This is a genomic window from Meridianimaribacter sp. CL38, assembly GCF_004328055.1.
Classification (GTDB): domain Bacteria; phylum Bacteroidota; class Bacteroidia; order Flavobacteriales; family Flavobacteriaceae; genus Gaetbulibacter_B; species Gaetbulibacter_B jejuensis.
In genome coordinates this window covers 532498-555067 of sequence record NZ_QKWS01000001.1, presented here as the reverse complement: position 1 = coordinate 555067, position 22570 = coordinate 532498, and the positions used below count along the sequence as shown (strand labels likewise).

Below are 22570 nucleotides of genomic sequence, written 5' to 3'. Positions count from 1 at the left end.
TCTAGTTACGCAGAAAATAAACACCAATGAAAAAACTAACTCTAGCAATACTTACCATTACGTTAGCAATGTCTTGCAATCAAGAAACAAAACAACAAGCACCAAAGCCAGAAACACCATTTGTCTGGGAAGGTGCTAACTTATATTTTTTATTGACAGACCGATTCAATAATGGCGATACTTCAAATGATGTCAACTTTGACAGGACGAGAGCAACAGGGAAATTGCGTGGTTTTGAAGGAGGCGACATCAAAGGCATCACTCAAAAAATCAAGGAAGGCTATTTTACCGATTTGGGTATCAATGCGATTTGGATGACACCAATTGTAGAGCAAATCCACGGAGGAACAGACGAGGGTACAGGTGTTACTTATGGTTTTCACGGTTATTGGGCAAAAGACTGGACTAAAATTGATCCAAATTTTGGGACTGAAGAGGATTTGAAAGAACTGGTAAAGGAAGCACACGCCAAAGACATTCGTGTAGTATTAGATGCAGTAATCAATCATACAGGTCCTGTAACAGAAAAAGACCCAGTTTGGCCAGAAGAATGGGTAAGAACAGATAAACAATGTACTTACGATAGTTATGATAACACCATCAGTTGTACATTGGTAGCTAATCTTCCAGATATCAGAACTGAAAGCAATGAGAATGTAGCATTACCACCACAATTAGTAGAAAAATGGAAAGCAGAAGGTCGTTACGACCAAGAAGTAAAAGAGCTCGATGCCTTTTTTGAACGTACAGGTCACCCAAGAGCTCCACGTTTCTATATAATGAAATGGTTAACGGATTACATTACCGATTTTGGTATTGATGGTTACCGTGTAGATACCGTAAAACATACAGAAGAATATGTATGGCAAGAATTTAAGAAAGAATGTGATTATGCATTTGAAACTTATAAGAAGAATAAACCAGATAAGGTTTTAGACGGTAACGACTTCTATTTGGTTGGAGAAGTGTATAATTATGGAATTAGTGGAGGACAATTTTATGATTATGGCGATAGAAAGGTGAACTATTTTAATCCACCAAGTTTTCAAAGCTTAATCAATTTTGAATTCAAATGGAACTCAAAAGAGTTGAGTTATGAAGACGCTTTTAAAAAATATAACGATAGTTTAAAAGGTCCATTAAAAGGTTTTGGAACATTGAATTATTTAAGTTCTCACGACGATGGTAGTCCGTTTGATGCTAAAAGAGAAAAACCATACGAAACCGCAAATAGATTGTTACTATCTCCAGGAACGTCACAAGTTTATTATGGTGATGAATCTGCAAGATTATTAGTTATAGAAGGCACTGAAGGCGACGCTACCTTACGTTCATTTATGAATTGGGAAGCTTTAAATTCAGACCCAAAAACAAAAGCAGTACTAACTCATTGGCAAAAGCTAGGACAGTTTAGAGCAAATCATCCTGCTGTAGGCGCTGGTAACCATCAAATGATAACCCGAGAACCTTATTTATTTTACAGAAGCTATCAGCAAGGAGACTTTAAAGATTTGGTAATTGTTGGTTTAGACTTACCAAAAGGCGAAAAAGTTATCGATGTTTCTAAAATTTTTGAAGAAGGAGATAAACTTCAAGATGCATATTCTGGTGTTAAAGCCACTGTAGAAAATGGAAAAATTATCATAAATTCGAATACTAATATCATTTTAATCGAAAGACAATAAATCAATCTTAATGAAATTCAATCTTATCCCATTAATCCTTACAGTCCTTTTCTTTTCATGTAATCAAAAGGAAAAACATATTACTGAAGTGACTTCGCCAAATAGTGAAGTGAAAGTAAACTTCAACCTTAATGCTCAGGGACAACCGTTTTACACAGTAATGTTCAATAACAAAATCGTAGTAGATAGCTCTTACTTAGGGTTTGAGTTTACAAATGCTAAAGCTTTAAAGGATAATTTCAATATTGTAAATACAACAACAAGCACGTTCAATGAGACTTGGCAAATGTCTTGGGGAGAACAAGTAGATGTAGTAAACCATTACAATGAATTAAGAGTTGAATTACAAGAAACATCAGAATTAAAACGAAAACTAAACCTTGTTTTTAAAGTATATGACGATGGTATTGGATTCAGATACGAATTCCCAGAACAAGCTAATTTTAAAGAAGCACTGATTAAAGATGAGCATACAGAGTTTAATTTAACCGAAGACTATAAAACGTTTTGGATTCCTGGTGATTGGGATATTTATGAGCATTTGTATAATACTACAAAGCTATCAGAGGTTGATGCCTTACAGTTTGCAAACCACAAAAATTTAGCACAAACGTATATTCCGGAAAATGCTGTTAACACACCAGTTACTATGGTTGGTGCAGATGGAACACATTTAAGTTTTCACGAAGCAGCTTTGATAGATTATTCAGGAATGACCTTAAAAGTAGATACTAAAAACCTTGATTTAAAGAGTAATTTAGTAGGTTCAGAAAACACCGATTATAAGGTGAAAAGAAGGTTGCCTTTTGAGACGCCTTGGAGAACGATTCAAATATCAGATAATGCACCAGAACTAATAGAATCAAAGCTAATCGTGAATCTAAATGAGCCAAATAAACTTGGAGACGTATCTTGGTTTACGCCAATGAAGTATACAGGTGTTTGGTGGGAAATGCACTTAGGAAAATCCTCTTGGGATTATGGGATGACTCAGAATATGAGTACGTGGACAGACACAGGAGGTGCACACGGAAAACACGGAGCAAATACTGAAAATGTAAAACGCTTTATAGACTTTTCTGCAAAAAATAACATTGGTGGTGTTTTAGTTGAAGGCTGGAATACTGGTTGGGAACATTGGATAGGTTTTGAAGACCGCGAAGGTGTGTTCGATTTTGTAACACCATATCCAGACTATGATATTGATGAGGTTACACGATATGCTAAAGAAAAAGGTGTAGAAATTATAATGCACCACGAAACCTCGGCAGCAACCGAAACGTATACTAAGCAACAAGACACAGCTTATGCATTAATGCAAAAATATGGTATGCACTCGGTAAAATCTGGTTATGTTGGTAAGATACTTCCAAAGGGAGAATACCATCACGGACAGTATATGGTAAACCACTATAACAATGCAGCTATAAAAGCGGCAAAATATGAAGTGGCAGTTAACGCACACGAACCTATTAAAGCAACAGGCTTAAGAAGAACCTATCCTAATATTATTTCTCGCGAAGGTTTAAGAGGGCAAGAATTTAATGCTTGGGCAAGTGATGGAGGTAATCCACCAGAGCATTTACCAATAGTTGCTTTTACAAGAATGTTGTCTGGTCCTATAGATTATACACCAGGAATTTTCAATATTAAGTTTGATGAATACAAACCAGACAATCAGGTAAACACTACGATTGCTCAGCAATTAGCATTGTATGTGGTGATTTATAGTCCAATACAAATGGCTGCTGATTTGGTAGAACATTACGAAGCCAACCCAGAGCCACTTCAATTTATAAAAGACGTTGGCGTAGATTGGCAAGAAACCAAAGTGTTGAATGGTGTGGTTGGCGATTATGTAACCATAGCAAGACAAGAGCGTGAAACAGGTAATTGGTTTGTTGGTGGTATTACAGATGAAAGTGCGAGAACAATAGACTTAACTTTCGACTTTTTAGATGATAACCAAAGCTACGAAGCTGTAATTTACAGAGATGGAGATGAAGCACATTGGGACGATAATCCTCTAGACATCATAATTGAAAAAATTGAAGTGTCAAAAGGCTCAAATCTTTCTGTGAAATTAGCAGAAGGTGGTGGTTTTGCAATTAGTATTTTTAAGAAATAAATAAAAGCTCCGAAAGGAGCTTTTTATCTTTTTAGAGTAAAGTGACCTCTATGAGTTGTTCCGTCAGCACGTTTCACTAAAAACCAATAATCATTGGTTGGCATATTGTTTCCATTATACGTGCCATCCCAACCAAAATGATTGCCATAAAAAGACGTTAGTATTTTTCCGAATCGATCAAAAATGGTGACTTCTAAACTAGGTTCAGTTTGCGATTCTATGATTTGCCAATAATCGTTGTAACCATCATTGTTTGGAGTGAAAAAACTTGGATAATTTAATATTGAAACGTCTTCAGTAACAATACCACAATCATTTAAATCTTTAACAAAAACAGTATAAGAACCAGCTGGAAGATTAGTGAAGACATTTGATTCTTGATAAATAATACCATCCAAAGAAAATACATAATCTCCAGTTCCTGAAACTGAAACAGAAATGGAGTTACTGTTGGAAGTCCAATCAATAGTTTCTATGTTTTCAATAGTTGCAATACTAGAGGTGTAGACTGTGAAATTTTGAATAGCCTCACAACTATTGTTACCGTACATATTCTTTACAGTAACCGAATACGTTCCACCTTGGCTTACTACAATACTTTGAGAAGTTTCTCCAGTAGACCATTCGTAAGCATCATAACCTGATGTTGCTGTTAATGTTGTAGTGCTTCCATCGCAAATAGAAATAGTTTGATCGTCATCAACAACAGGAATGTCGCCAACTTGAATTTGAAATGAGGTAGTTGCATAACAAACATCTAATGTGTTATGAATAACTCTTGCATAGATAGCTTGTGGATTGTTTGTGTTTGTATAGTTGTTAGGTAGTGCATTATCACCTGAGTTAGCATCTGCTTGATTTAGGTGGTAGCTAACGGTAAAATTATTTGGGTTTTGATTACCTAGAATTAATGCATTTTGATCGTTTAAACTAAAGGTTTCAGAATTACTATTGGTATCAGTACAAAACAGTAGATTGTCAGGTTGAGTAATGTTTACGACTGGTAATAGATTTTCAATGTTTATTACAGTGTTTTCAATATTTCCGCAAGCATCTTCAACTTTTATCTCATAAGTTCCTGCATTTAAATTTAAGAACGCGTTGCTTTCACCATTATCAAATTCAAAAGGCGAAATAATACTAAAGTTAAAAGGACCAACGCCAACAACGTCTACAATAACATCTGATGGTCCGCTACCACCATCGCAACCTAAATTATAAACACCAGAAATAACAAGGTTTGAAAACACTGAGAAGTTTGCAAAAATATCTAAACAAAAATCGTTAGGGTTTTGGTTGTTGAATGGTTGAAACACCTTAATAAGTCTAAATTCTCCAGTTAAAAAAATGTTGTAAATGGTTTGCTCATTCAAAATTTGAATGGCTGTAGAGCTATTTGGAATATCACCTTCGGTATATGGACTTCCAGTATTTGGGTGTCCCCAAGTTTCGGTTTCAGGAAAATACCTTTGAAACCAATAGGTTTTTGAAACTACTGAATCGTCAGAATCGTTAATACCAACATCAAAAGAACCACAGTTTCTGTTTAAAGTATAAGCACTTGGAGTGCTGATGTATGCATTTATGTAAACATTTTCAGTGTATTGAAATCCGCATTCGTCAACTAATTCAAAAGTGTAATCTCCAGCAGGAAGGTTGTTCATAAAGAAAAAACCTGAGTCAGCTATATTTTCACTTACATCATCAGGAAGTGAAGGTGTATAGTTAGATGGAGCCGATGAAATTAAAACTGAAGTAAGGCTACCATGTCCACTAGCAAGACGTAAAGATCCGGTTTCGGTTAAGCAATTTGGTTTTGCTATAACTGATAGTTCTTGCATTACAAATTCAGGAACAATTGTTTCAATGATGTATTCACTTCCGCAATCATCGATAACTAGTATAGTATAAATTCCACTTCCTAAATTACTTAAACTTAAAGCGCCATTATTGATGTTTTCTGAAATATCATCAGGCAAGACGTTTTCATAAGATACTGGAGCTACAGTTACTGTAGCAGATACAATTTCTCTGTCTGGAATTGAAACATTTATAAAGCCAGAGTCTACCGAGCAACCTGTATTGTTAACTACTAGATTTGGCTCTAGAGGAATTTCTTCCAAGAGTAGAGTATGTGTGCCTGATCTGCCACAAGCATCTATAAGATTTATAGTGTATGTTCCGTAAGGTACAGGGTTTCCTTCTGTTTCGAAAACTACAACATTATTGTTGTAAGGTCCAGGGTATTCTTCATTAAAAACTGAAGGTATAAAATCTTCAGGAGCTTCAATAAATTCAACTTGATAAGGAGGTAAGAAGTTGTTTACTATAAGGTTTAAAAATTTTCCGCAGTATGCTTCAGTAGGAAACAACATTACTTTTGGGTTTGGGTCAATTTCATTATCTCTTTCAAAAACATTGTTGCAAGCATCAGTAATTGTAATGTTTACTGTAAATGTTTCTTCACCAAAAGTCATAATGCTTTGGCTAATGTTAAATTGTAGCTCAGGTCCTGAGGTCATTTCTTCAACAATTACAATTTCAGGAGAGCCATCAGGAGGATAAATTGTATAAGTTATGGTTAGCGGATAAATTATAGGGTTTTCAGGAGGCGCATTGATGCTATTGGTTATTTCTATTTCTGAACAAGAGCTATAAACAACTGGAAGTACTGATTGCTCAATAGTAATGTCATTTTCACCAAGAATTAATGTGTAGGTTTTAGATAGTGCGTTTTCACATTCATCATATACGCGTACAACATAAGTTCCTGGTGTTAAATTGGAAAATTCATTTGAGGTTTGTGGTGCAACAGTTATTGGTCCAGAAGTAATTTCATACAATGCTGCGTCACCAGATGTTACATTTACAATTAATGTGGCAGTTTGGTTACAGGATGTAGCAGTTGTGTGGCTAATTTCAAAATCCAGTTCAGTAGTTAAGTTGTTAATAGTTGCTTCTTGCTCTTGGGTGTTTTCGTCTCCATTTAACGATTGGGTTGCAACCACTTTGTAGTTTCCTGCAAAAAGATTATTAAATGAGTTGGTTGATGTTTGAGCAACAGGAGTAGAGGTGTCAGGTAAAATGTAAAGAGTATATGTAATATCAGCTCCTGATGCTGTATTGGAAACTTCCATTTGTAGAGCACCATTACCAGAACAAGTTTCGTTAACAGCAGTAACGTTTAAGTTGAAATCAGGTAGTTGCGCGTAGCTAAACGTTGAAAAAAAAAGTAAAATAAAGCTACAAAAAGACTTCTGTAGGTTACTTGAAAATTGAGATGTTATTCCAAACAATTTTGCTCTTAGGTCAATTCGCTTTTTTGTTGAAAGCTGTAATGATTTACTTCGAGTTAGTTTAAGTTTTAATTTATGTATTGAGCTACAAGGCATTATTGTTTGTAATGAATACTATCAAATATAATATTAAAACAGTTTAATTGCCTCTTTTCCCCATCATTAAACAGAAATAATCGTTATTTTAAACATGTTTTTCTGTTGAGTCATTATGTTATTTAATCAATAAAATTACGACCAATCTATTTTATTCGTAAATTTGCAGCACACTATGAAGCATTTTGACCCTAATACACAATTGCCTTTTGAGCTTAAGATAAGCTTTGATAAGTTGCTCAAATATTACGAAGATTTGAAGCAAACAGGAGATGATTTTGAAAAAGCCAAAGCAGAAAGAATACTTAGGTTACAAGAACCTCATAGTATATTGAGAGATGGCTTTGATGATGAATCAACCTTGAAAGAGCATCAAGAGCTGATCACTACAATTTTACAAGATACTTTTAGTGACGCTTTAACTAATAACGAAATTAAAGCAGTTTCATTGCCATTTCAGAATATTATTTTTAACTCCTCTGAGCGTTTCAAGAAAATAGTAAAAGCTGCTGGTGATGGTTTTGAACTTAAAATTAAAAACCTTCCTGAAAGTGATTTGTACATTATTGCGTGTACTATTATTTTGAATCTTCATTATGGTTACGATTTAAGTTTTAAACGTCCATTTTTATACGAAATACCTGATGAAAAAGGAGTAATGAGGTATTATAAGATTTTGTATAATGCCGATTTTACCGAAGTTGTACCAAAAAAGAATGCTCCTAAAGTCACTCAAGACGATTACGAAGAATTACTAGATAATTTTGATAATCTCGATTTGTGGAAAGAAAAGTTTCCACCTAATAGTTATGAGTTTAAAGGATTTGTTATTTCTAACATGTTTGATGTTACTGATGACCAATCTATTTCCAATATAAAATCTACACTTATAGGAGAAGCCAAACGTAAGGATAAAAGCTTTATGAGCGATTTCCAGAATATCTTTAGTTCTTTCTTAGGAATTAAAGATTTAAAAGTTGGTTTTTCTATTTATAATAAAGAAGATGATAGTTTTGAACGAGTTTATGGAGAAGGTATTGAGAGTTTTCTTTTATGTGATCAAGATCATTTAAGTTGTAAAAATGCACTTTGTGATTGGTCTTATGATTTAATCATAAACCAAAAGCAATTTTTTTCGGTATCTAATGTAGAAAAATCGTGTGTAGATAAAGAAGAAATGCCTCATGTTTCTATTTTAAACAAACAAGGTATTAAAAGTGCTATTTTAGCTCCAATCGCTGATAAAGATGAAGTGTTAGGTGTTCTTGAAATAGCTTCAGAAAAACCACATGTACTTAATAGTATTGTAGCTAACAAGCTAATCGATGTAATGCCATTTATAGTGTCTTCGGTTAAACGATCTAAGCGCGAAGAAGAAAACTTAATAGAGGCAGTTATACAACAAGAATGCACATCTATACATCCTAGTGTGTCGTGGAAATTTAAAAAAGCTGCAAAGCAATTTTTAATTGATCAACACAATAATGATGGAAATGCAATGTTTCAAAAAATTTCTTTTGAAAAAGTATATCCACTTTTTGGACAAATTGATGTAAAAGGATCATCAGAAGCTAGAAATTTAACTACTCAAAAAGATTTATTGCTTCAACTGTCTTTTGCTAATAAAATTCTTGAAGATATTCCTGAGCATTTAAATATGCCTATCTATGACCAAGTAAGATTTCAAATTGATTCTTACATTAAAGAAATTGAGACCGATTTTAAAGTAGATAGTGAGCAACAAATAGCTGCGTTTTTCCATAAAGAATTAGACGCTTTATTTAAGTTTTTACTAGCTAAACATTCTGAATTAAAAGAAAGTATAGAAGACTACTTTAGTAAAATTGATTCCAACTTAGGAATGATTTATTACTACAGAAAAAACTATGATGATACCATTGCGCTTATCAACAAAAAAATGTCTAGTATGCTGGACGAAAAACAAGTTGATGCGCAACAAATGTATCCACACTTTTTTGAGCGTTATAAAACCGATGGAGTTGAACATAACATGTATATAGGAGAGGCTATTACAAAAGAAGATAGCTTTGATAATATATACTTGTACAACCTAAGGTTGTGGCAGCTTCAGGTAATGTGCGAAATGGAAAATGAATTTTACAACAATCAGCACGAGTATCCAATGTCTTTAGACGTTACTTCAATGATTTTAGTGTTTAATCAACCATTGTCTATAAGATTTAGAATGGATGAAAAACGTTTTGATGTAGATGGTACTTATAATGCAAGATATGAAGTTGTAAAAAAACGTGTGGACAAAGCTTTTGTTAAAGGAACTACTGATAGAATTACACACAAAGGAAAAATTACTATAGTATATTCTCAAAAAGAAGATGAGCAAGAATACATGCGTTATGTAAAGTTCTTACAATCTAAACACGTACTTGGAGATGAGGTTGAAATTTTAGAGTTAGAAGACCTACAAAGTGTTACTGGTTTAAGAGCTATAAGAGCCAGTATCTTATACACTGATAAAGAGGATCAAAAATTCTACACCTATGACGATTTAATGGCAACACTTAAGCAGTAATATAAAAAAAATCACTGCTTTTTGTTGAAGTTTTTGGGTTTAGTTTATACTCGTTTTTAGTAATCACATCTTTAATGTCTTTCTTTGGGTGTTGAGCTTTAAAAGATACCGCAAAAGCAATCACAGATATTACCATTCCAGCCATAAAAATAGTATAGGTTAAACGCAAAATCCTGTATTTTCGGTCTAAAACTTTACCTAGAAAGTACAAGTCTTTGGTTAAAGAACTGTACACGTAATCTTTGTCTTTTAAAAGCTCACTAATTGCCCATTGGTACTCACTTAACTCCATTTTATGAAAGTTTCCAAAAAAGGTTAAATTCACTTTTTTGTTCTTAACATCTTCTTTGGTAAACTCACCACTGGTAATATTTGGTCTTGTAGCAATTATTGATAAAATCATCGAAACCACACTAGAAACAGTAAATATTAATGTAGGTACTATTAAATAGCTGTTTGAAGGAGAATCAAGCTTTGACATTAGGTTAGAAAGTACCAAAGAAATAATAATAGCATTAACCGAAAGTAATATGTTGGCTTTAGTATCCGCAATGTCACTAAGTTTTATGTGGTTTCTTAATGCAACTCTATAAAAAGTTTGAATACCACGTTCAGGACTTTCGTTTTTATACTGTGCTTTATACTTTGCCTTTATTTTTTCTTTATTGGCTTTTTCTTTATTCTTCTTTTTCTTTTTTATCAGTTTAGCAAGGTTTTCTTCTTTTTGTCTTTGCCAATTTTTTAAAGCATAATCAGTATAAAACTCATGCTTTTCGGTAAGTACTTTTATGTTTTCTTCAAGCCATTCGCTAGGTGAAAACTTGCAAACACCTTGTATTTCCATTTCCTTTCTTAAAAACTCACTGGCTTCATTAAAATATTTTTTACCAAAATGCGAAGCATCAGCATCCCTTATAATTTTACCTAGTTTAGTTTTAGGAGTGTCTTTAAACTTTGTAGCCATAATGCACTCACTAACCGAACCTATCAAGTCATCACTTGCATCATTATCTTTTAGAAATTTTGAAGCTATTTTTACACTCTCCTCTTCATGACCCTCTCTAAGCTTGGTGTAACCTGTATCATGAAATAAAACAGCAAGTTCTAAAATTTCAGAATCTTCTTTGTTAACTTCAGAGTTTTCAAGAATTTCTCTTAAGCTTCTTAGTACACGTTCGGTATGTGTATAATTATGGTAAAGAAATGTTTGGTCAAGGTCATTTTTAAAAAGATCAAAAACAAACTTTTCAGCATTTTCAACTAGTTTAGACATAAATCTTGTTTAAATTTATAGAATACAAAGTACTAAAAAAAATCGAAAAACAGCAGACTGCTTTTACGCTTTGATTGTAAGTAAAATAGAAGCATGTCGACTAATTTTGAACACATTTTTTTCAGTTTTAATTAATAAAAGAAAGGACAACATATGCTTACTTGGAAAAATATTATCGATTTTTCAGTTAATGGTAATCCAACACCAGACAAAAGAGTTGAAAAAACAGAAGAAGAATGGAAAGCGCTACTCACTACCGATCAATATCGAATTACAAGAAAAAAAGGTACTGAAATGGCAGGAACAGGAGCCTTTTGTTCAACACACGAAGCAGGTAAATACAATTGTGTTTGCTGTAATACGCCAATGTTTGATTCTACCATAAAGTTTAACTCAGGCACTGGTTGGCCTAGTTTTACACAGCCTATAAAGGAAAACGCTATTAAATATGAAAAGGACTCTTCGTTTGGTATGATTCGCGTGGAAATTATGTGTAACGTTTGTGATGCGCATTTAGGTCATGTTTTTCCTGATGGACCAGTACCAAGTGGATTAAGGTATTGTGTAAATTCGGAGTCATTAACGTTACAAAAGGAAGACTAAGTAGTATGAATGTAACATATGAATTAGCAACAGTAGGTGGTGGATGCTTTTGGTGTACCGAAGCCGTTTTTCAACAGGTTAAAGGCGTTGTTAAGGTAACCTCAGGATATTCTGGAGGAACAGTTCCTGGTAAACCAACCTATCGAGAAATTTGTTCAGGGCTCACAGGTCATGCCGAAGTAGTTCAAATAGAGTTTAATCCTAATATAATTTCATATAAGGATATCATTACAATTTTTATGACAACGCATGATCCAACAACTTTAAATAGGCAAGGAGCTGATGTTGGTACACAGTATCGTTCAGTGATTTTTTATCATAATGACAATCAAAAAAAAGTAGCTGAACAGGTTTTAAATGAGCTTAATGTATATTTTGAAAAACCTATAGTTACAGAGCTTAGTGAACTAGATGTATTTTATGATGCCGAAGTTGAACATCAAGATTTTTATAAGAATAATCCTGATTATGGCTATTGTAATTTTGTAATTACTCCAAAATTAGCTAAACTACGTCAACTGCATGCCGATAAATTAATATGATAACATTCAATATCAATAATACATTTTCTGAGAACTTGCCTTCTGATGTAGTTTTAGAAAACACCAGAAGACAAGTTGAGCAGGCGTGTTTTTCTTATGTTAATCCTAAATTGGCTCAAAACCCTGAGTTGATTCATAGTTCAGTGGACTTAGCTAAAAACTTAGGTTTAACAGCGCAAGACCTTAAATCAAATGATTTTTTGCAAATAATGTCTGGTAACAGTGTGTATCCAAACACAAAACCTTATGCCATGAATTATGGTGGACATCAATTTGGTAATTGGGCAGGACAATTAGGTGATGGTCGTGCTATAAACCTTTTTGAAATTCAGCAAAACAACAAGCAATGGGCTTTGCAGCTTAAAGGTGCAGGAGAAACTCCATACTCAAGACAAGGTGATGGTTTGGCAGTATTGCGCTCATCAATTAGAGAGTATTTATGTAGCGAAGCAATGCATCATTTAGGAGTGCCAACTACTAGAGCTTTGGCATTGTTGTCAACAGGAGAAAAAGTGCTTAGAGATGTGATGTATGATGGTAACTCAGCTTATGAGAAAGGAGCAATAGTTTGTAGAGTGTCTCCAACTTTTATTCGTTTTGGGAATTTTGAAATTTTCGCAGCACGACAAGATTTAAAAACGCTTACTCTATTAACCGATTATACAATTAATCAATTTTTTCCTCATCTGGGAAAGCCGTCAAAAGAGACTTATATTAAGTTTTTTGATGAAGTTTGTCAACGCACATTAGAGATGATTATCCATTGGCAGCGAGTAGGTTTTGTGCATGGTGTAATGAATACCGATAATATGTCAATTCTTGGTTTAACCATAGACTATGGACCTTATGGTTGGCTAGAAGGTTTTGATTATGGTTGGACTCCAAATACAACAGATGCTCAACATAAGCGGTATAGGTTTGGAAATCAACCCAATATTGGACTTTGGAATTTATACCAACTAGCAAATGCGTTGTATGCTCTGGTTGAAGATGCTAAGCCTTTTGAAACAGCATTAGAAGCCTATAAGAATAATTTTGACAAGCAATCATTAGAAATGATGCGTTCAAAACTTGGTTTGGAATTTAAAGAGGCTTCAGATTTACAACTTATTCATGAGTTGGAAGAAACGTTATTGTTATCTGAAACAGATATGACACTGTTTTTTAGGTTGCTTTCTAAGTTTTCAGTAGATAATCCAAAAAGAGGTTTTGAACTCATAAAACCTGCTTTTTATTCTGAAATATCTAATGAAATAAAAGAAAAGTGGCTGCTTTGGTTTGATAAGTATACGTTAAGATTAAAAAAGGAAACGTTGAGTAGCACTGAACGTTCTAAAAAAATGAATGCTGTAAACCCAAAATATGTATTGCGAAATTACATGGCACAATTAGCAATAGATAAAGCCGAAGAAAGTGATTACAGCTTGGTTGAAGAGTTGTTTGAACTATTAAAAAAGCCATACGATGAGCAACCAGAAAATGAAAAATGGTTTGCAAAACGACCAGAATGGGCAAGACATAAAATAGGGTGTTCAATGCTGTCATGCAGTTCTTAATTAGTATTTTTATAATAAAATTTTACATATGATATCCGCAAAAAAGCTTTTGTTTTTAAGCGTCATTACTTTTTTAACCATTGGTTGCGCTACTTACAAACCTCAATATAGTAATGAAGAATGGTCGCAACCTTCATTTCCTGATAAAGAAATTGATAAAACATTTTATCTTATTGGAGACGCAGGTTTATCACCAGAAAATGGAATGTCAAAAGGTTTAACGGCTTTAAATCAACATTTGCAAGGAAAGAAAACAAAAGACGATTATGTTCTTTTTTTAGGAGATAATGTATATCCTTCAGGACTTCATGGTAAAAACCATAAATTGAGAGCAAGTGATGAAAACAATCTTGATGCTCAATTTAAATCAGTTAAAGATTTTAAAGGTGAAATCATTTTTATTCCTGGCAATCATGAGTGGTATGCCAATGGTGTGAAAGGTGTTAAAGCGCAAGAGAAATATGTGGAGGATGCTTTAGGGAAAAACACTTTTTTGCCTGAAAACGGTTGTCCTTTAGAGAGTATAGATGTAAATGAAACAGTTCAATTAATCATTATAGATAGTCAGTGGTATCTCGAAAACTGGAATCATAACCCAACTATAAATGATGAGTGCGAAATAAAAACAAGAGATAGATTTATTCTGGAGCTCGAAGGAGAAATTAAAAAAGCGCAGAACAAGACCATTGTTTTAGCGATGCATCATCCTATGTACACTAATGGTACACATGGAGGACAATATGCAGCAATAAAGCATCTATTTCCATTGCAGCAAAAAATTCCAATGCCAATTTTAGGTTCGGTAATTACACAAATTAGAACTCAAGGAGGAATTTCAATACAAGATAGATACAACGAAAGATACCATAAACTCGTTAACAGAATAGAAACTTTAGCGAAGGAAAGTGGAAACATCGTTTTTGTTTCGGGTCATGAACATACCTTGCAGTACATTGAGCACGAAGGTATAAAACAAATAGTTTCAGGATCAGGAGCTAAAGAGTCTTATGCAGCATTATCACATGACGGATTGTTTTCCTATGGAAAGCAAGGATTTGCTGAACTTACCGTTTTTAAAGACGGAAGTTCTTGGGTGAGATATTATGATGCCGAAGGTAATACACCTAAAGTACTGTTTCAAAAAGAGGTTTATAAACCAAACAAGCATTTTGATACATCATCGCTTCCTGATACGTTTCCTAATGAAGTTGAGGTTTCTGTTTACGATGAAGAAGAAACAGATAAATCTATGTTTTTTAAATCGGTTTGGGGAGATCACTACCGAAAAGTTTATAGTACAAAAATTAAAGCTAAAGTAGCTACGTTAGATACCCTCTATGGAGGTTTAGAAGTAGTTAGAAAAGGTGGAGGACACCAAACAAGATCTCTAAGATTAAAGACAAAAGATGGTCGTGAACTCAACATGAGAGCATTACGAAAAAGTGCAACGCAGTACTTACAAGCGGTTTTGTTTAAAGAAAATTATATTGAAGATCAGTTTGAACAAACCGAAGTTGAAAGTTTAATTCTCGATTTCTATACAGCAGCCCATCCTTATGCGTTTATGGTAGTTCCTGATTTGTCTGATGCTGCAGATGTATATCATACCAACCCAAAGCTGTACTATATTCCAAAGCATAAACACTTAGGTGATTTTAATACTGAATATGGTGATGAGTTGTATATGATTGAAGAGCGACCAGAAGACAATTATACTGATGAAAGAACTTTTGGTTATGCTGATGATATTGAAAGCACACACGATATCATTGAAAAAGTACGTAAAGACGAAGAGTATAAAATAGACGAAGAAGCATACATTCGTGCACGTTTGTTTGATATGCTAATTGGAGATTGGGACAGACATCAAGATCAATGGCGTTGGGCACAATTTGACCAAGAAAATGGAGATAAACTCTACAAACCAATACCAAGAGATAGAGACCAAGTATTTTCAAATTTTGATGGTGCGTTGTTAGATGTTATGAGAGTAATTTCAGGGTCTACAAATCAGTTACAAGTATATGATGAAGAACTGAAAGACGTCAAATGGATGAATAGTGCTGGAGTTAAACTAGACCGAGTTTTAATTCAGCAGTCAGAACTTGATGTATGGTTAGCACAAGCACAGTTTTTACAAGAAAACGTTACAGATGATGTTATTGAGCACGCTTTTTCAAAAACACCTAAAGAAGTTCAAGACGAAACTTTTGAAGAAATCAAACAAAAGCTAAAAGGTCGTAGAGGTAATCTGCAAGACATTGCTAAGCGATATTATAATTATTTAAATGAATTAGTAATTCTTTCAGCAACTGATAAAGACGATTATATTGAAGTAAAGCGTATTGGAGACAATAAAACTAAGGTTACAATCTCAAGAATTAAAGATGGAGAAAAAGCCGATGTGTTGGTTGATAGAGTTTTTGATAAAGACATCACAAAAGAGTTATGGATTTATGGTTTAGATGATAAAGATGTTTTTGAAGTTACAGGAAAAGCTAACAACTTAATTTTTACAAGATTAATTGGAGGTCAAGAAAACGACACTTACATTATAAAAAAAGGACGACGCGTTAAAATCTACGACCATAAAAGTAAAAAGAACACAATTCAAGAAAATAAAGGCGCGCAGATAAAATTGACAGATGTTTACAACCTAAACCTTTTTGATTTCAAGAAAAATATTACTAGAAATACTGTAATTACACCAAATTTGGGGTTCAATCCAGATGATGGATTCTTAATTGGAGGTTCAATTCATTACTCAGTAAAAGGATTTCAACGTAATCCGTTTTCGCAAGAACATAGGTTTAAAACAGGATATTATTTTGCAACAAGCGGTTTTGATTTAAGGTACGAAGGTGAATTTGCAAATATTTTTGGTGAATGGAACTTGCATTTAAGCGGAGTACTTACTAGTGAGAATTTTGCAAATAATTACTTTGGATATGGTAATGAAACCGTAAATAATGATGACGATTTGGGTTTAGATTACAATAGGGTAAAAACCAGTGTTTATGGAGCATCTATTGGAATTGTGAAAAAATCTGGATTTGGTAGTGATTATGGGTTTAAACTTGCTTTTGAAGGTGTAGAGTTACAAGACTCACCCAATAGAATAATTACCGATTTGGTTCCAGTTGGTTCAGATGAAGTGTTTTATGAAAGACGTTATTTTTCATCAGTTGATGCAACTTATGAATATGAAAGTTTTGATAATAAAATCAATCCAAGCAAAGGAATGACATTTATGTTTAATGCAGGAGCAAAAACCGAATTAGAAAAGTTTAAAAACATATTTGCTTTTGTAAACTCAAATCTAGGGTTTTACAATGCTCTTGGTATGCGAGAGCTTGTGCTTAAAACAGATATCAGAACTCAGTTAAGATTTGGTGATGACTTCTTGTTTTACCAAGGTGCAATTATTGGTGGACATAATGGACTAAGAGGTTTTAGAACAGACCGATTTACTGGAAAAAGTTCCTTGGTTACAAGTGCCGATTTACGATACAGCTTTCCATCTTTTAAAACAAAAACATTACCATTTCAAATAGGTGTTTTTGGAGGTTTTGATGTAGGTCGAGTTTGGGCAAAATATGAAGATTCCGAAAAGTGGCACAACGACTACGGTTTTGGTACTTGGATAACTGCAGCCGAAAGTCTTTCAGGAACTTTTAACTTTTTTAATAGTGTCGAAGGTTGGCGATTCTCGTTTGGTTTTGGTTTAAACTTTTAGTGAAGCTTAAAGCTATAAATGTTACTGCCTAAATCGCCATTGCGCTCTTCAGAAATGTAAACTGTGTTTTGGTCTTTAAAGCAAATGCCTTCTTTTTGAGAATTATGGTCAAAATATTGAGCTTCTACATTGCCTTTAAAAAAGTTATCTGAACTAAAGCCTGTGATTTTCCATAGTTTGTCATGGTTTAAAAGCACTACAGTTTTACCATCGTTACTAATATCAGCAGAGGTGATTTTATTGTCTTTTCCGTCAAGATTAAATTCAGTAACAAGTTTTGCGGTTTGCTTTCCTATTTCATTTTTCACCTTAAGCAATACACATTTTTTGGTTTCTTTACTAAAAAGGTAGAAATGGTCATTAAACAGGAAAAAAGCTTCAAAATCCTTCTTTTTAATACCTTTTGGTAACGAAAACTCAATTTTTTCAGCATTAACGTCGTCATCATTCAAATTTGAATGCGCTACTTTATAAATAAAAAAATCATCGCGTTTACCTGAATTATTCCCAAAATCTCCAATATAAATATTGCCTTCAGTGTCCGAAGTTAATTCTTCCCAATCAATATTATCTGCATTATCAATGTCTATATCTCTACTTAAAGTTCCATTAACATCAATTGCGTAAAGGTTGTTAGCATTTCCCTTATCTTCAATAACCCAAAACAAGTCATTATTGTCAATAGTTTCAATAGCTGAAACCTCAGTGAGATGTTCAGGTATATTACAAACTACATCAAGTTTTCCTGTTTGACAAGCGGTTAAAATAAAGGCGAAAAATAAAATTTGGGCTTTAATCATTATAAAAATCTTCATGCTGACAAGATATTGAGATTGTTAACCAAACTAAAATTATTAACCTTAAAGTATTTATAAAATATGAGCTATTGCTTGTTCATTTTTAATAATTTTGAAACTGAAAAGCCTTTATGATTATGACAAAAGTTGAAGATTTACTCGAACTTCTCAATTTAAAATCCGTTGATGTTAATGTGTTTCAAGGGTATAATAAAACCGTAGGAAGCCCAAATGTGTTTGGTGGTCAGGTTTTGGCGCAAGCCATTAATGCAGCTTCGCAAACCATAACTAATAGCAGAGTTTTGCACTCTATGCATGCGTATTTTTTAGAAGCAGGAAATTTAGAACTTCCTATAATCTATAATGTGGCTTTGGTGAGAGATGGCGGAAGTTTTTCGGTACGTCGTGTGACTGCAGACCAAAACGGAAAAACCATTTTTATTCTTTCGGCATCGTTTCATAAAAAAGAAGATGGCTATAATCATCAAATTGATATAAATACCAAGGTAAAGCAACCAGAAGAACTAATGAGTTGGACTGATATGCTAGAGCAATTTGGCGATGCGATTCCTAAAAAAACAAAAGGATTTATTGAAATTGAACGCCCAATTGAGTTTAAACCTGTTGAGGTTGTAAATCCGTTTAATAAAGAAGATTTGCCGCCTTTTACAAACGTCTGGTTTAAATTAAAAGGCGATACAAGTAATTTGAATTTAGCATCAAAGCAGCAAATTCTAACATACGTTTCAGATTATAATATTCTGGCTGCTGCAATGAATCGTCATGCTAGTAAAGCACATTGGGGAAATACGCAAACTGCTAGTCTAGATCACTCTATGTGGTATTTTAGAGATTTTGATTTTGACGATTGGTTGCTGTATTCTATTGAATCGCCTAATACCTCAAATGCACGCGGATTTGCCAAAGGAAATATTTTTACGCGCGACGGAAAACTTGTAGCTTCAGTGGCTCAAGAAGGATTAATGCGTCCATTAAATAGCTAATGAAACATTACGACGTTATAATAATTGGAGGTGGTGCAGCAGGTTTTTTTGCGGCTATTAATTGCGCAGAGCAAAACCCAAAGCTCAATATCTGCATTCTAGAAAAAAATAAAGAAGGCTTACAAAAGGTGAAAATTTCTGGAGGTGGTCGCTGCAATGTGACGCATGCAGAGTTTATTCCGCAGGAATTGGTAAATAATTATCCAAGAGGCGAAAAGGAGCTGTTAGGACCTTTTCATCAGTTTATGACAGGTGATACCATTGAGTGGTTTGATAAGCGCGGTGTGGCATTAAAGATAGAAGAAGATGGTCGTATGTTTCCAGTAACCGATTCGTCGCAAACCATTATAGATTGTTTTTTAAACGAAGCCCAAAAACTTCAAATAGATGTTTTATATAGCCAAAATGTTCAGGATATTGAAATTTTAGAAGCACAAGAGGTATTTCAAATTAAAACAAAAGACACCAATTTTCAATGTGAAAAGCTACTTGTAGCCACAGGAAGTAGCGTAAAATTTTGGAAATTAATATCACAATTAGGTCATACGATTGTGCAACCTGTTCCGTCACTATTTACATTTAATATTAATGACAAACGTATTAAGAACATTCCAGGAGTTGTTGCTCAAGATGTAGAAGTAAACATATTAAAAACCGATTTATCATCGCAAGGACCTTTGCTTATTACGCATTGGGGAATGAGTGCGCCTTCGATTTTAAAATTATCGGCTTTTGGCGCTGTGGAATTAGCAAAAATGGATTACAAATTTCAAATTGAAATTAATTTTATAAAGCAAGATTTTGAGAGTTGTTTAGATCATCTCAAAGCTATCAAACACGATTTTGGTAAAAAACTAGTTTATAAATTACCACAGTTTGAATTGCCTAAACGCTTATGGCAGCAATTGGTTTTAGCGTCAGGTATGACTCAAGATGCACGTTGGGCAGATGTAAACAAGCAAGAATTAGACAGTCTTACAGAGCAGTTAACACAAGCTGTTTTTGATGTCAATGGAAAAAGCACGTTTAAAGACGAATTTGTTACTGCAGGTGGTATCGATTTAAAAGAAGTCAATTTTAAAACGTTTGAAAGTAAGCGCATTCCTAATTTATATTTTGCTGGCGAAGTACTCAATATAGATGCCATTACAGGTGGCTTTAACTTCCAAAATGCGTGGACAGGAGCTTTTATTGCTGCAAAGACGATAGCCAAAAAAAGTCCCCTCTAAAAAGAGGGGATTAGGGGTGTGTTCATATAAATTAGTTTCGAATGAAAATTTATTACAATCCAAAACTTAAAGAATTAGCAAGGCAACTTCGGAATAACGCTACAAAGTCAGAAATTAAACTTTGGACTTATTTACGCAGAAGCCAGATGTATGGATACGATTTTCATAGACAAAAGCCTATTGATGAATACATCGTTGATTTCTTTTGTAATAAATTACAATTAGCTATTGAGTGTGATGGCTATTCTCATGAAATATTAGAGGTTTATGAAAAGGATGTGAAAAAGACAAAACGATTGAATGATTTAGGGGTTTATGTTTTGCGTTTTTCTGATTTTCAAATCATGAATGATATTGATAATGTTATTAGAGCAATCGAAGATTATATTCTTAAATTTGAAGAAAATAATACACCTCCCTTAATCCCTCCTTTCTAGGAGGGAAATAAATTATGAAATATATAGCACTACTTCGTGGTATTAATGTATCGGGACACAAGAAAATCCCGATGGCAGAATTACGTACACTATTAACAGATTCTGGTTTAGAAAATGTGCAAACTTATATTCAGACAGGTAACGTCATTTTTGATGCGGCTGCATCTGCTGAAATGCTTAAAAATCAAATAGAAGTTGCTATAAAAAATCATTTTGGCTTTGATGTGCCTGTTTTAGTAATAACGCCTAAAGTATTGCGACAGATTTTTGATGATTGTCCTTTTTCCGAAGAAAAAAAGCAAAACAGTTACTTCTCATTATTATATGATGCGCCAAAGCAAGAATTGATTGATGCTGTTGCAGAAATAAAATACCCTAACGAAGAAGTTTCAATAACCAAAAACTGTATTTATTTTTACTGTTCTACAGGTTATGGGAAAACCAAATACAACAATAATTTCTTCGAAAAGAAATTAAATGTCACAGCAACTGCTAGAAACTATAAAACAATGCTAAAGTTGTTATCTTTGTCGGAATAATTAGAGATAATGACTGAACAAGATTTTATTCCAAAGCCATATACAAACACTTTAAAACAAGGAAAAGTCACTTGGGAATCGCCTAGTAACATAGCCTTGGTGAAATATTGGGGAAAACGCGATCCGCAAATTCCAGAGAATCCATCTATAAGTTTTACGTTAAGTCAATGCAAAACCATAACAACACTATCATACAAGCAAAAGGAAGCAACTAGCGATTTTTCGTTTGATGTGTTTTTAGATGGAGAAAAAAAAGATGCTTTTAAACCAAAAATTGAAACATTCTTTAAGCGTGTTGAGCAATATGTGCCGTTTTTAAAGGATTTTCATTTTACTATTGAAACAAAAAACACGTTTCCGCATAGTTCAGGAATTGCATCATCTGCTTCAGGAATGAGTGCTTTGGCATTGTGTTTAATGAGTGTTGAAAAACTGTTTAATACAGAAATGTCTAATAAGTTTTTTAATCACAAAGCATCGTTTTTGGCGCGTTTAGGTTCTGGTTCGGCATGCAGAAGTGTGGAAGGCGATTTAATTGTTTGGGGATACACAAAACATGTAGCTGAAAGCAGTGATTTGTTTGGAGTGAAATATCCTTATGCGGTTCACGACCATTTTAAAAACTATCAAGATACCATCTTGTTGATTGACAAAGGCGAAAAACAAGTAAGTAGTACAGTTGGTCATAATTTAATGCATAATCATCCGAATGCTGCAAGTCGTTTTCAGCAAGCTCACGATAATCTTGAAAAGCTAAAACCAATTCTAGAGGCTGGCGACATAAAAGGATTTATCAGCCTAATGGAAAGCGAAGCGTTAACATTGCACGCTATGATGATGACTAGCAATCCGTATTACATTTTAATGAAACCAAACACTTTGGAAGTAATTAATCGTATTTGGAAATTTAGACAAGATACAGGTTTACATATTGGTTTTACGTTAGATGCAGGTGCTAATGTTCATATATTATATCCAGAATCTGAAAAAGTAGAAATTCTTAACTTTATTGAAAACGAATTAGTTGCATATTGTAAAAATGGCGAATATATTTGCGACCAAATTGGTTTTGGAGCGAACCAAATAGAATAATTAATC

The 22570-nt window shown here is 33.7% G+C and carries 15 protein-coding genes; 12 read left to right on the top strand and 3 right to left on the bottom strand.

Annotated elements, in window-relative coordinates; translation table 11 throughout:
- Positions 1-26 precede the first annotated feature (26 nt).
- Together DMZ43_RS02570 and DMZ43_RS02565 are read left to right on the top strand one after the other, a co-directional pair.
- Positions 27-1685, top strand: coding sequence for an alpha-amylase family glycosyl hydrolase (locus DMZ43_RS02570; protein WP_131506084.1), 1659 nt, complete (start codon positions 27-29; stop codon positions 1683-1685).
- 10 nt (positions 1686-1695) lie between these two features.
- Complete coding sequence (locus DMZ43_RS02565; protein ID WP_131506083.1) at positions 1696-3813, top strand: glycoside hydrolase family 97 protein; 2118 nt, start codon at positions 1696-1698, stop codon at positions 3811-3813.
- A gap of 23 nt (positions 3814-3836) precedes the next feature.
- On the opposite strand, the gene DMZ43_RS02560 is transcribed toward DMZ43_RS02565, so the two are convergent.
- Entirely contained in the window at positions 3837-7205 is a 3369-nt protein-coding gene (locus DMZ43_RS02560) for a T9SS type B sorting domain-containing protein (protein ID WP_131506082.1), read from the bottom strand.
- Between the two features lie 175 nt (positions 7206-7380).
- On the opposite strand from DMZ43_RS02560, the gene DMZ43_RS02555 reads away from it, so the two are divergent.
- Entirely contained in the window at positions 7381-9756 is a 2376-nt protein-coding gene (locus tag DMZ43_RS02555; RefSeq protein WP_131506081.1) for a GAF domain-containing protein, read from the top strand.
- Here the strand turns inward: DMZ43_RS02555 and DMZ43_RS02550 are convergent.
- The gene (locus DMZ43_RS02550) at positions 9746-11029 is read right to left on the bottom strand and encodes a Pycsar system effector family protein (protein ID WP_131506080.1); all 1284 of its coding nucleotides are present in this window, start codon (positions 11027-11029) and stop codon (positions 9746-9748) included. The two genes, DMZ43_RS02555 and DMZ43_RS02550, sit on opposite strands and share 11 nt — an antisense overlap.
- A gap of 153 nt (positions 11030-11182) precedes the next feature.
- Here DMZ43_RS02550 and msrB point away from each other — a divergent pair, with 153 nt between their 5' ends.
- The 4 genes from msrB to DMZ43_RS02530 are packed head-to-tail and all read left to right on the top strand — an operon-like array spanning position 11183 to position 17466.
- Positions 11183-11632: a peptide-methionine (R)-S-oxide reductase MsrB gene (gene msrB, locus DMZ43_RS02545; protein ID WP_131506079.1), complete on the top strand. Its 450-nt coding sequence runs from the start codon at positions 11183-11185 to the stop codon at positions 11630-11632.
- A gap of 5 nt (positions 11633-11637) precedes the next feature.
- A complete protein-coding gene (gene msrA / locus DMZ43_RS02540; RefSeq protein WP_131506078.1) occupies positions 11638-12174 on the top strand; it encodes a peptide-methionine (S)-S-oxide reductase MsrA in 537 nt (178 codons plus the stop codon).
- Positions 12174-13730, top strand: a complete 1557-nt coding sequence (locus tag DMZ43_RS02535; RefSeq protein WP_131506532.1) for a YdiU family protein — start codon at positions 12174-12176, stop codon at positions 13728-13730. Before msrA ends, DMZ43_RS02535 begins: the two co-directional genes overlap by 1 nt.
- A 28-nt stretch (positions 13731-13758) precedes the next feature.
- Positions 13759-17466, top strand: a complete 3708-nt coding sequence (locus tag DMZ43_RS02530; protein ID WP_187347836.1) for a metallophosphoesterase — start codon at positions 13759-13761, stop codon at positions 17464-17466.
- Here the strand turns inward: DMZ43_RS02530 and DMZ43_RS02525 are convergent.
- The gene (locus tag DMZ43_RS02525; protein WP_238155758.1) at positions 17463-18281 is read right to left on the bottom strand and encodes a hypothetical protein; all 819 of its coding nucleotides are present in this window, start codon (positions 18279-18281) and stop codon (positions 17463-17465) included. The two genes, DMZ43_RS02530 and DMZ43_RS02525, sit on opposite strands and share 4 nt — an antisense overlap.
- A gap of 119 nt (positions 18282-18400) precedes the next feature.
- Between DMZ43_RS02525 and DMZ43_RS02520 the strand changes: the two genes are divergently transcribed.
- The 5 genes from DMZ43_RS02520 to DMZ43_RS02500 are packed head-to-tail and all read left to right on the top strand — an operon-like array spanning position 18401 to position 22564.
- Positions 18401-19267: an acyl-CoA thioesterase II gene (locus DMZ43_RS02520; protein ID WP_131506077.1), complete on the top strand. Its 867-nt coding sequence runs from the start codon at positions 18401-18403 to the stop codon at positions 19265-19267.
- The gene (locus tag DMZ43_RS02515) at positions 19267-20496 is read left to right on the top strand and encodes an NAD(P)/FAD-dependent oxidoreductase (RefSeq protein ID WP_131506076.1); all 1230 of its coding nucleotides are present in this window, start codon (positions 19267-19269) and stop codon (positions 20494-20496) included. The genes DMZ43_RS02520 and DMZ43_RS02515 overlap by 1 nt, the downstream gene beginning before the upstream one ends.
- 41 nt (positions 20497-20537) lie before the next feature.
- Positions 20538-20933 carry an endonuclease domain-containing protein gene (locus tag DMZ43_RS02510; RefSeq protein ID WP_129759365.1) on the top strand — a complete coding sequence of 132 codons (396 nt, stop codon included), beginning with the start codon at positions 20538-20540 and terminating at the stop codon, positions 20931-20933.
- A gap of 14 nt (positions 20934-20947) precedes the next feature.
- Positions 20948-21472: a DUF1697 domain-containing protein gene (locus DMZ43_RS02505; RefSeq protein WP_238155757.1), complete on the top strand. Its 525-nt coding sequence runs from the start codon at positions 20948-20950 to the stop codon at positions 21470-21472.
- A 9-nt stretch (positions 21473-21481) separates the two neighbouring features.
- On the top strand, positions 21482-22564 hold the full coding sequence (locus DMZ43_RS02500) for a diphosphomevalonate/mevalonate 3,5-bisphosphate decarboxylase family protein (protein WP_131506074.1): 1083 nt from the start codon (positions 21482-21484) through the stop codon (positions 22562-22564).
- Positions 22565-22570: the final 6 nt, after the last annotated feature.

Excerpts from the sequence above, each read along its gene's own strand:
- DMZ43_RS02570 (WP_131506084.1), top strand. The coding sequence starts at position 27 with ATGAAAAAACTAACTCTAGCAATACTTACCATTACGTTAGCAATGTCT.
- DMZ43_RS02565 (WP_131506083.1), top strand. The coding sequence starts at position 1,696 with ATGAAATTCAATCTTATCCCATTAATCCTTACAGTCCTTTTCTTTTCA.
- DMZ43_RS02560 (WP_131506082.1), bottom strand. The coding sequence starts at position 7,205 with ATGCCTTGTAGCTCAATACATAAATTAAAACTTAAACTAACTCGAAGT.
- DMZ43_RS02555 (WP_131506081.1), top strand. The coding sequence starts at position 7,381 with ATGAAGCATTTTGACCCTAATACACAATTGCCTTTTGAGCTTAAGATA.
- DMZ43_RS02550 (WP_131506080.1), bottom strand. The coding sequence starts at position 11,029 with ATGTCTAAACTAGTTGAAAATGCTGAAAAGTTTGTTTTTGATCTTTTT.
- msrB (WP_131506079.1), top strand. The coding sequence starts at position 11,183 with ATGCTTACTTGGAAAAATATTATCGATTTTTCAGTTAATGGTAATCCA.
- msrA (WP_131506078.1), top strand. The coding sequence starts at position 11,638 with ATGAATGTAACATATGAATTAGCAACAGTAGGTGGTGGATGCTTTTGG.
- DMZ43_RS02530 (WP_187347836.1), top strand. The coding sequence starts at position 13,759 with ATGATATCCGCAAAAAAGCTTTTGTTTTTAAGCGTCATTACTTTTTTA.
- DMZ43_RS02525 (WP_238155758.1), bottom strand. The coding sequence starts at position 18,281 with ATGAAGATTTTTATAATGATTAAAGCCCAAATTTTATTTTTCGCCTTT.
- DMZ43_RS02520 (WP_131506077.1), top strand. The coding sequence starts at position 18,401 with ATGACAAAAGTTGAAGATTTACTCGAACTTCTCAATTTAAAATCCGTT.
- DMZ43_RS02515 (WP_131506076.1), top strand. The coding sequence starts at position 19,267 with ATGAAACATTACGACGTTATAATAATTGGAGGTGGTGCAGCAGGTTTT.
- DMZ43_RS02510 (WP_129759365.1), top strand. The coding sequence starts at position 20,538 with ATGAAAATTTATTACAATCCAAAACTTAAAGAATTAGCAAGGCAACTT.
- DMZ43_RS02505 (WP_238155757.1), top strand. The coding sequence starts at position 20,948 with ATGAAATATATAGCACTACTTCGTGGTATTAATGTATCGGGACACAAG.
- DMZ43_RS02500 (WP_131506074.1), top strand. The coding sequence starts at position 21,482 with ATGACTGAACAAGATTTTATTCCAAAGCCATATACAAACACTTTAAAA.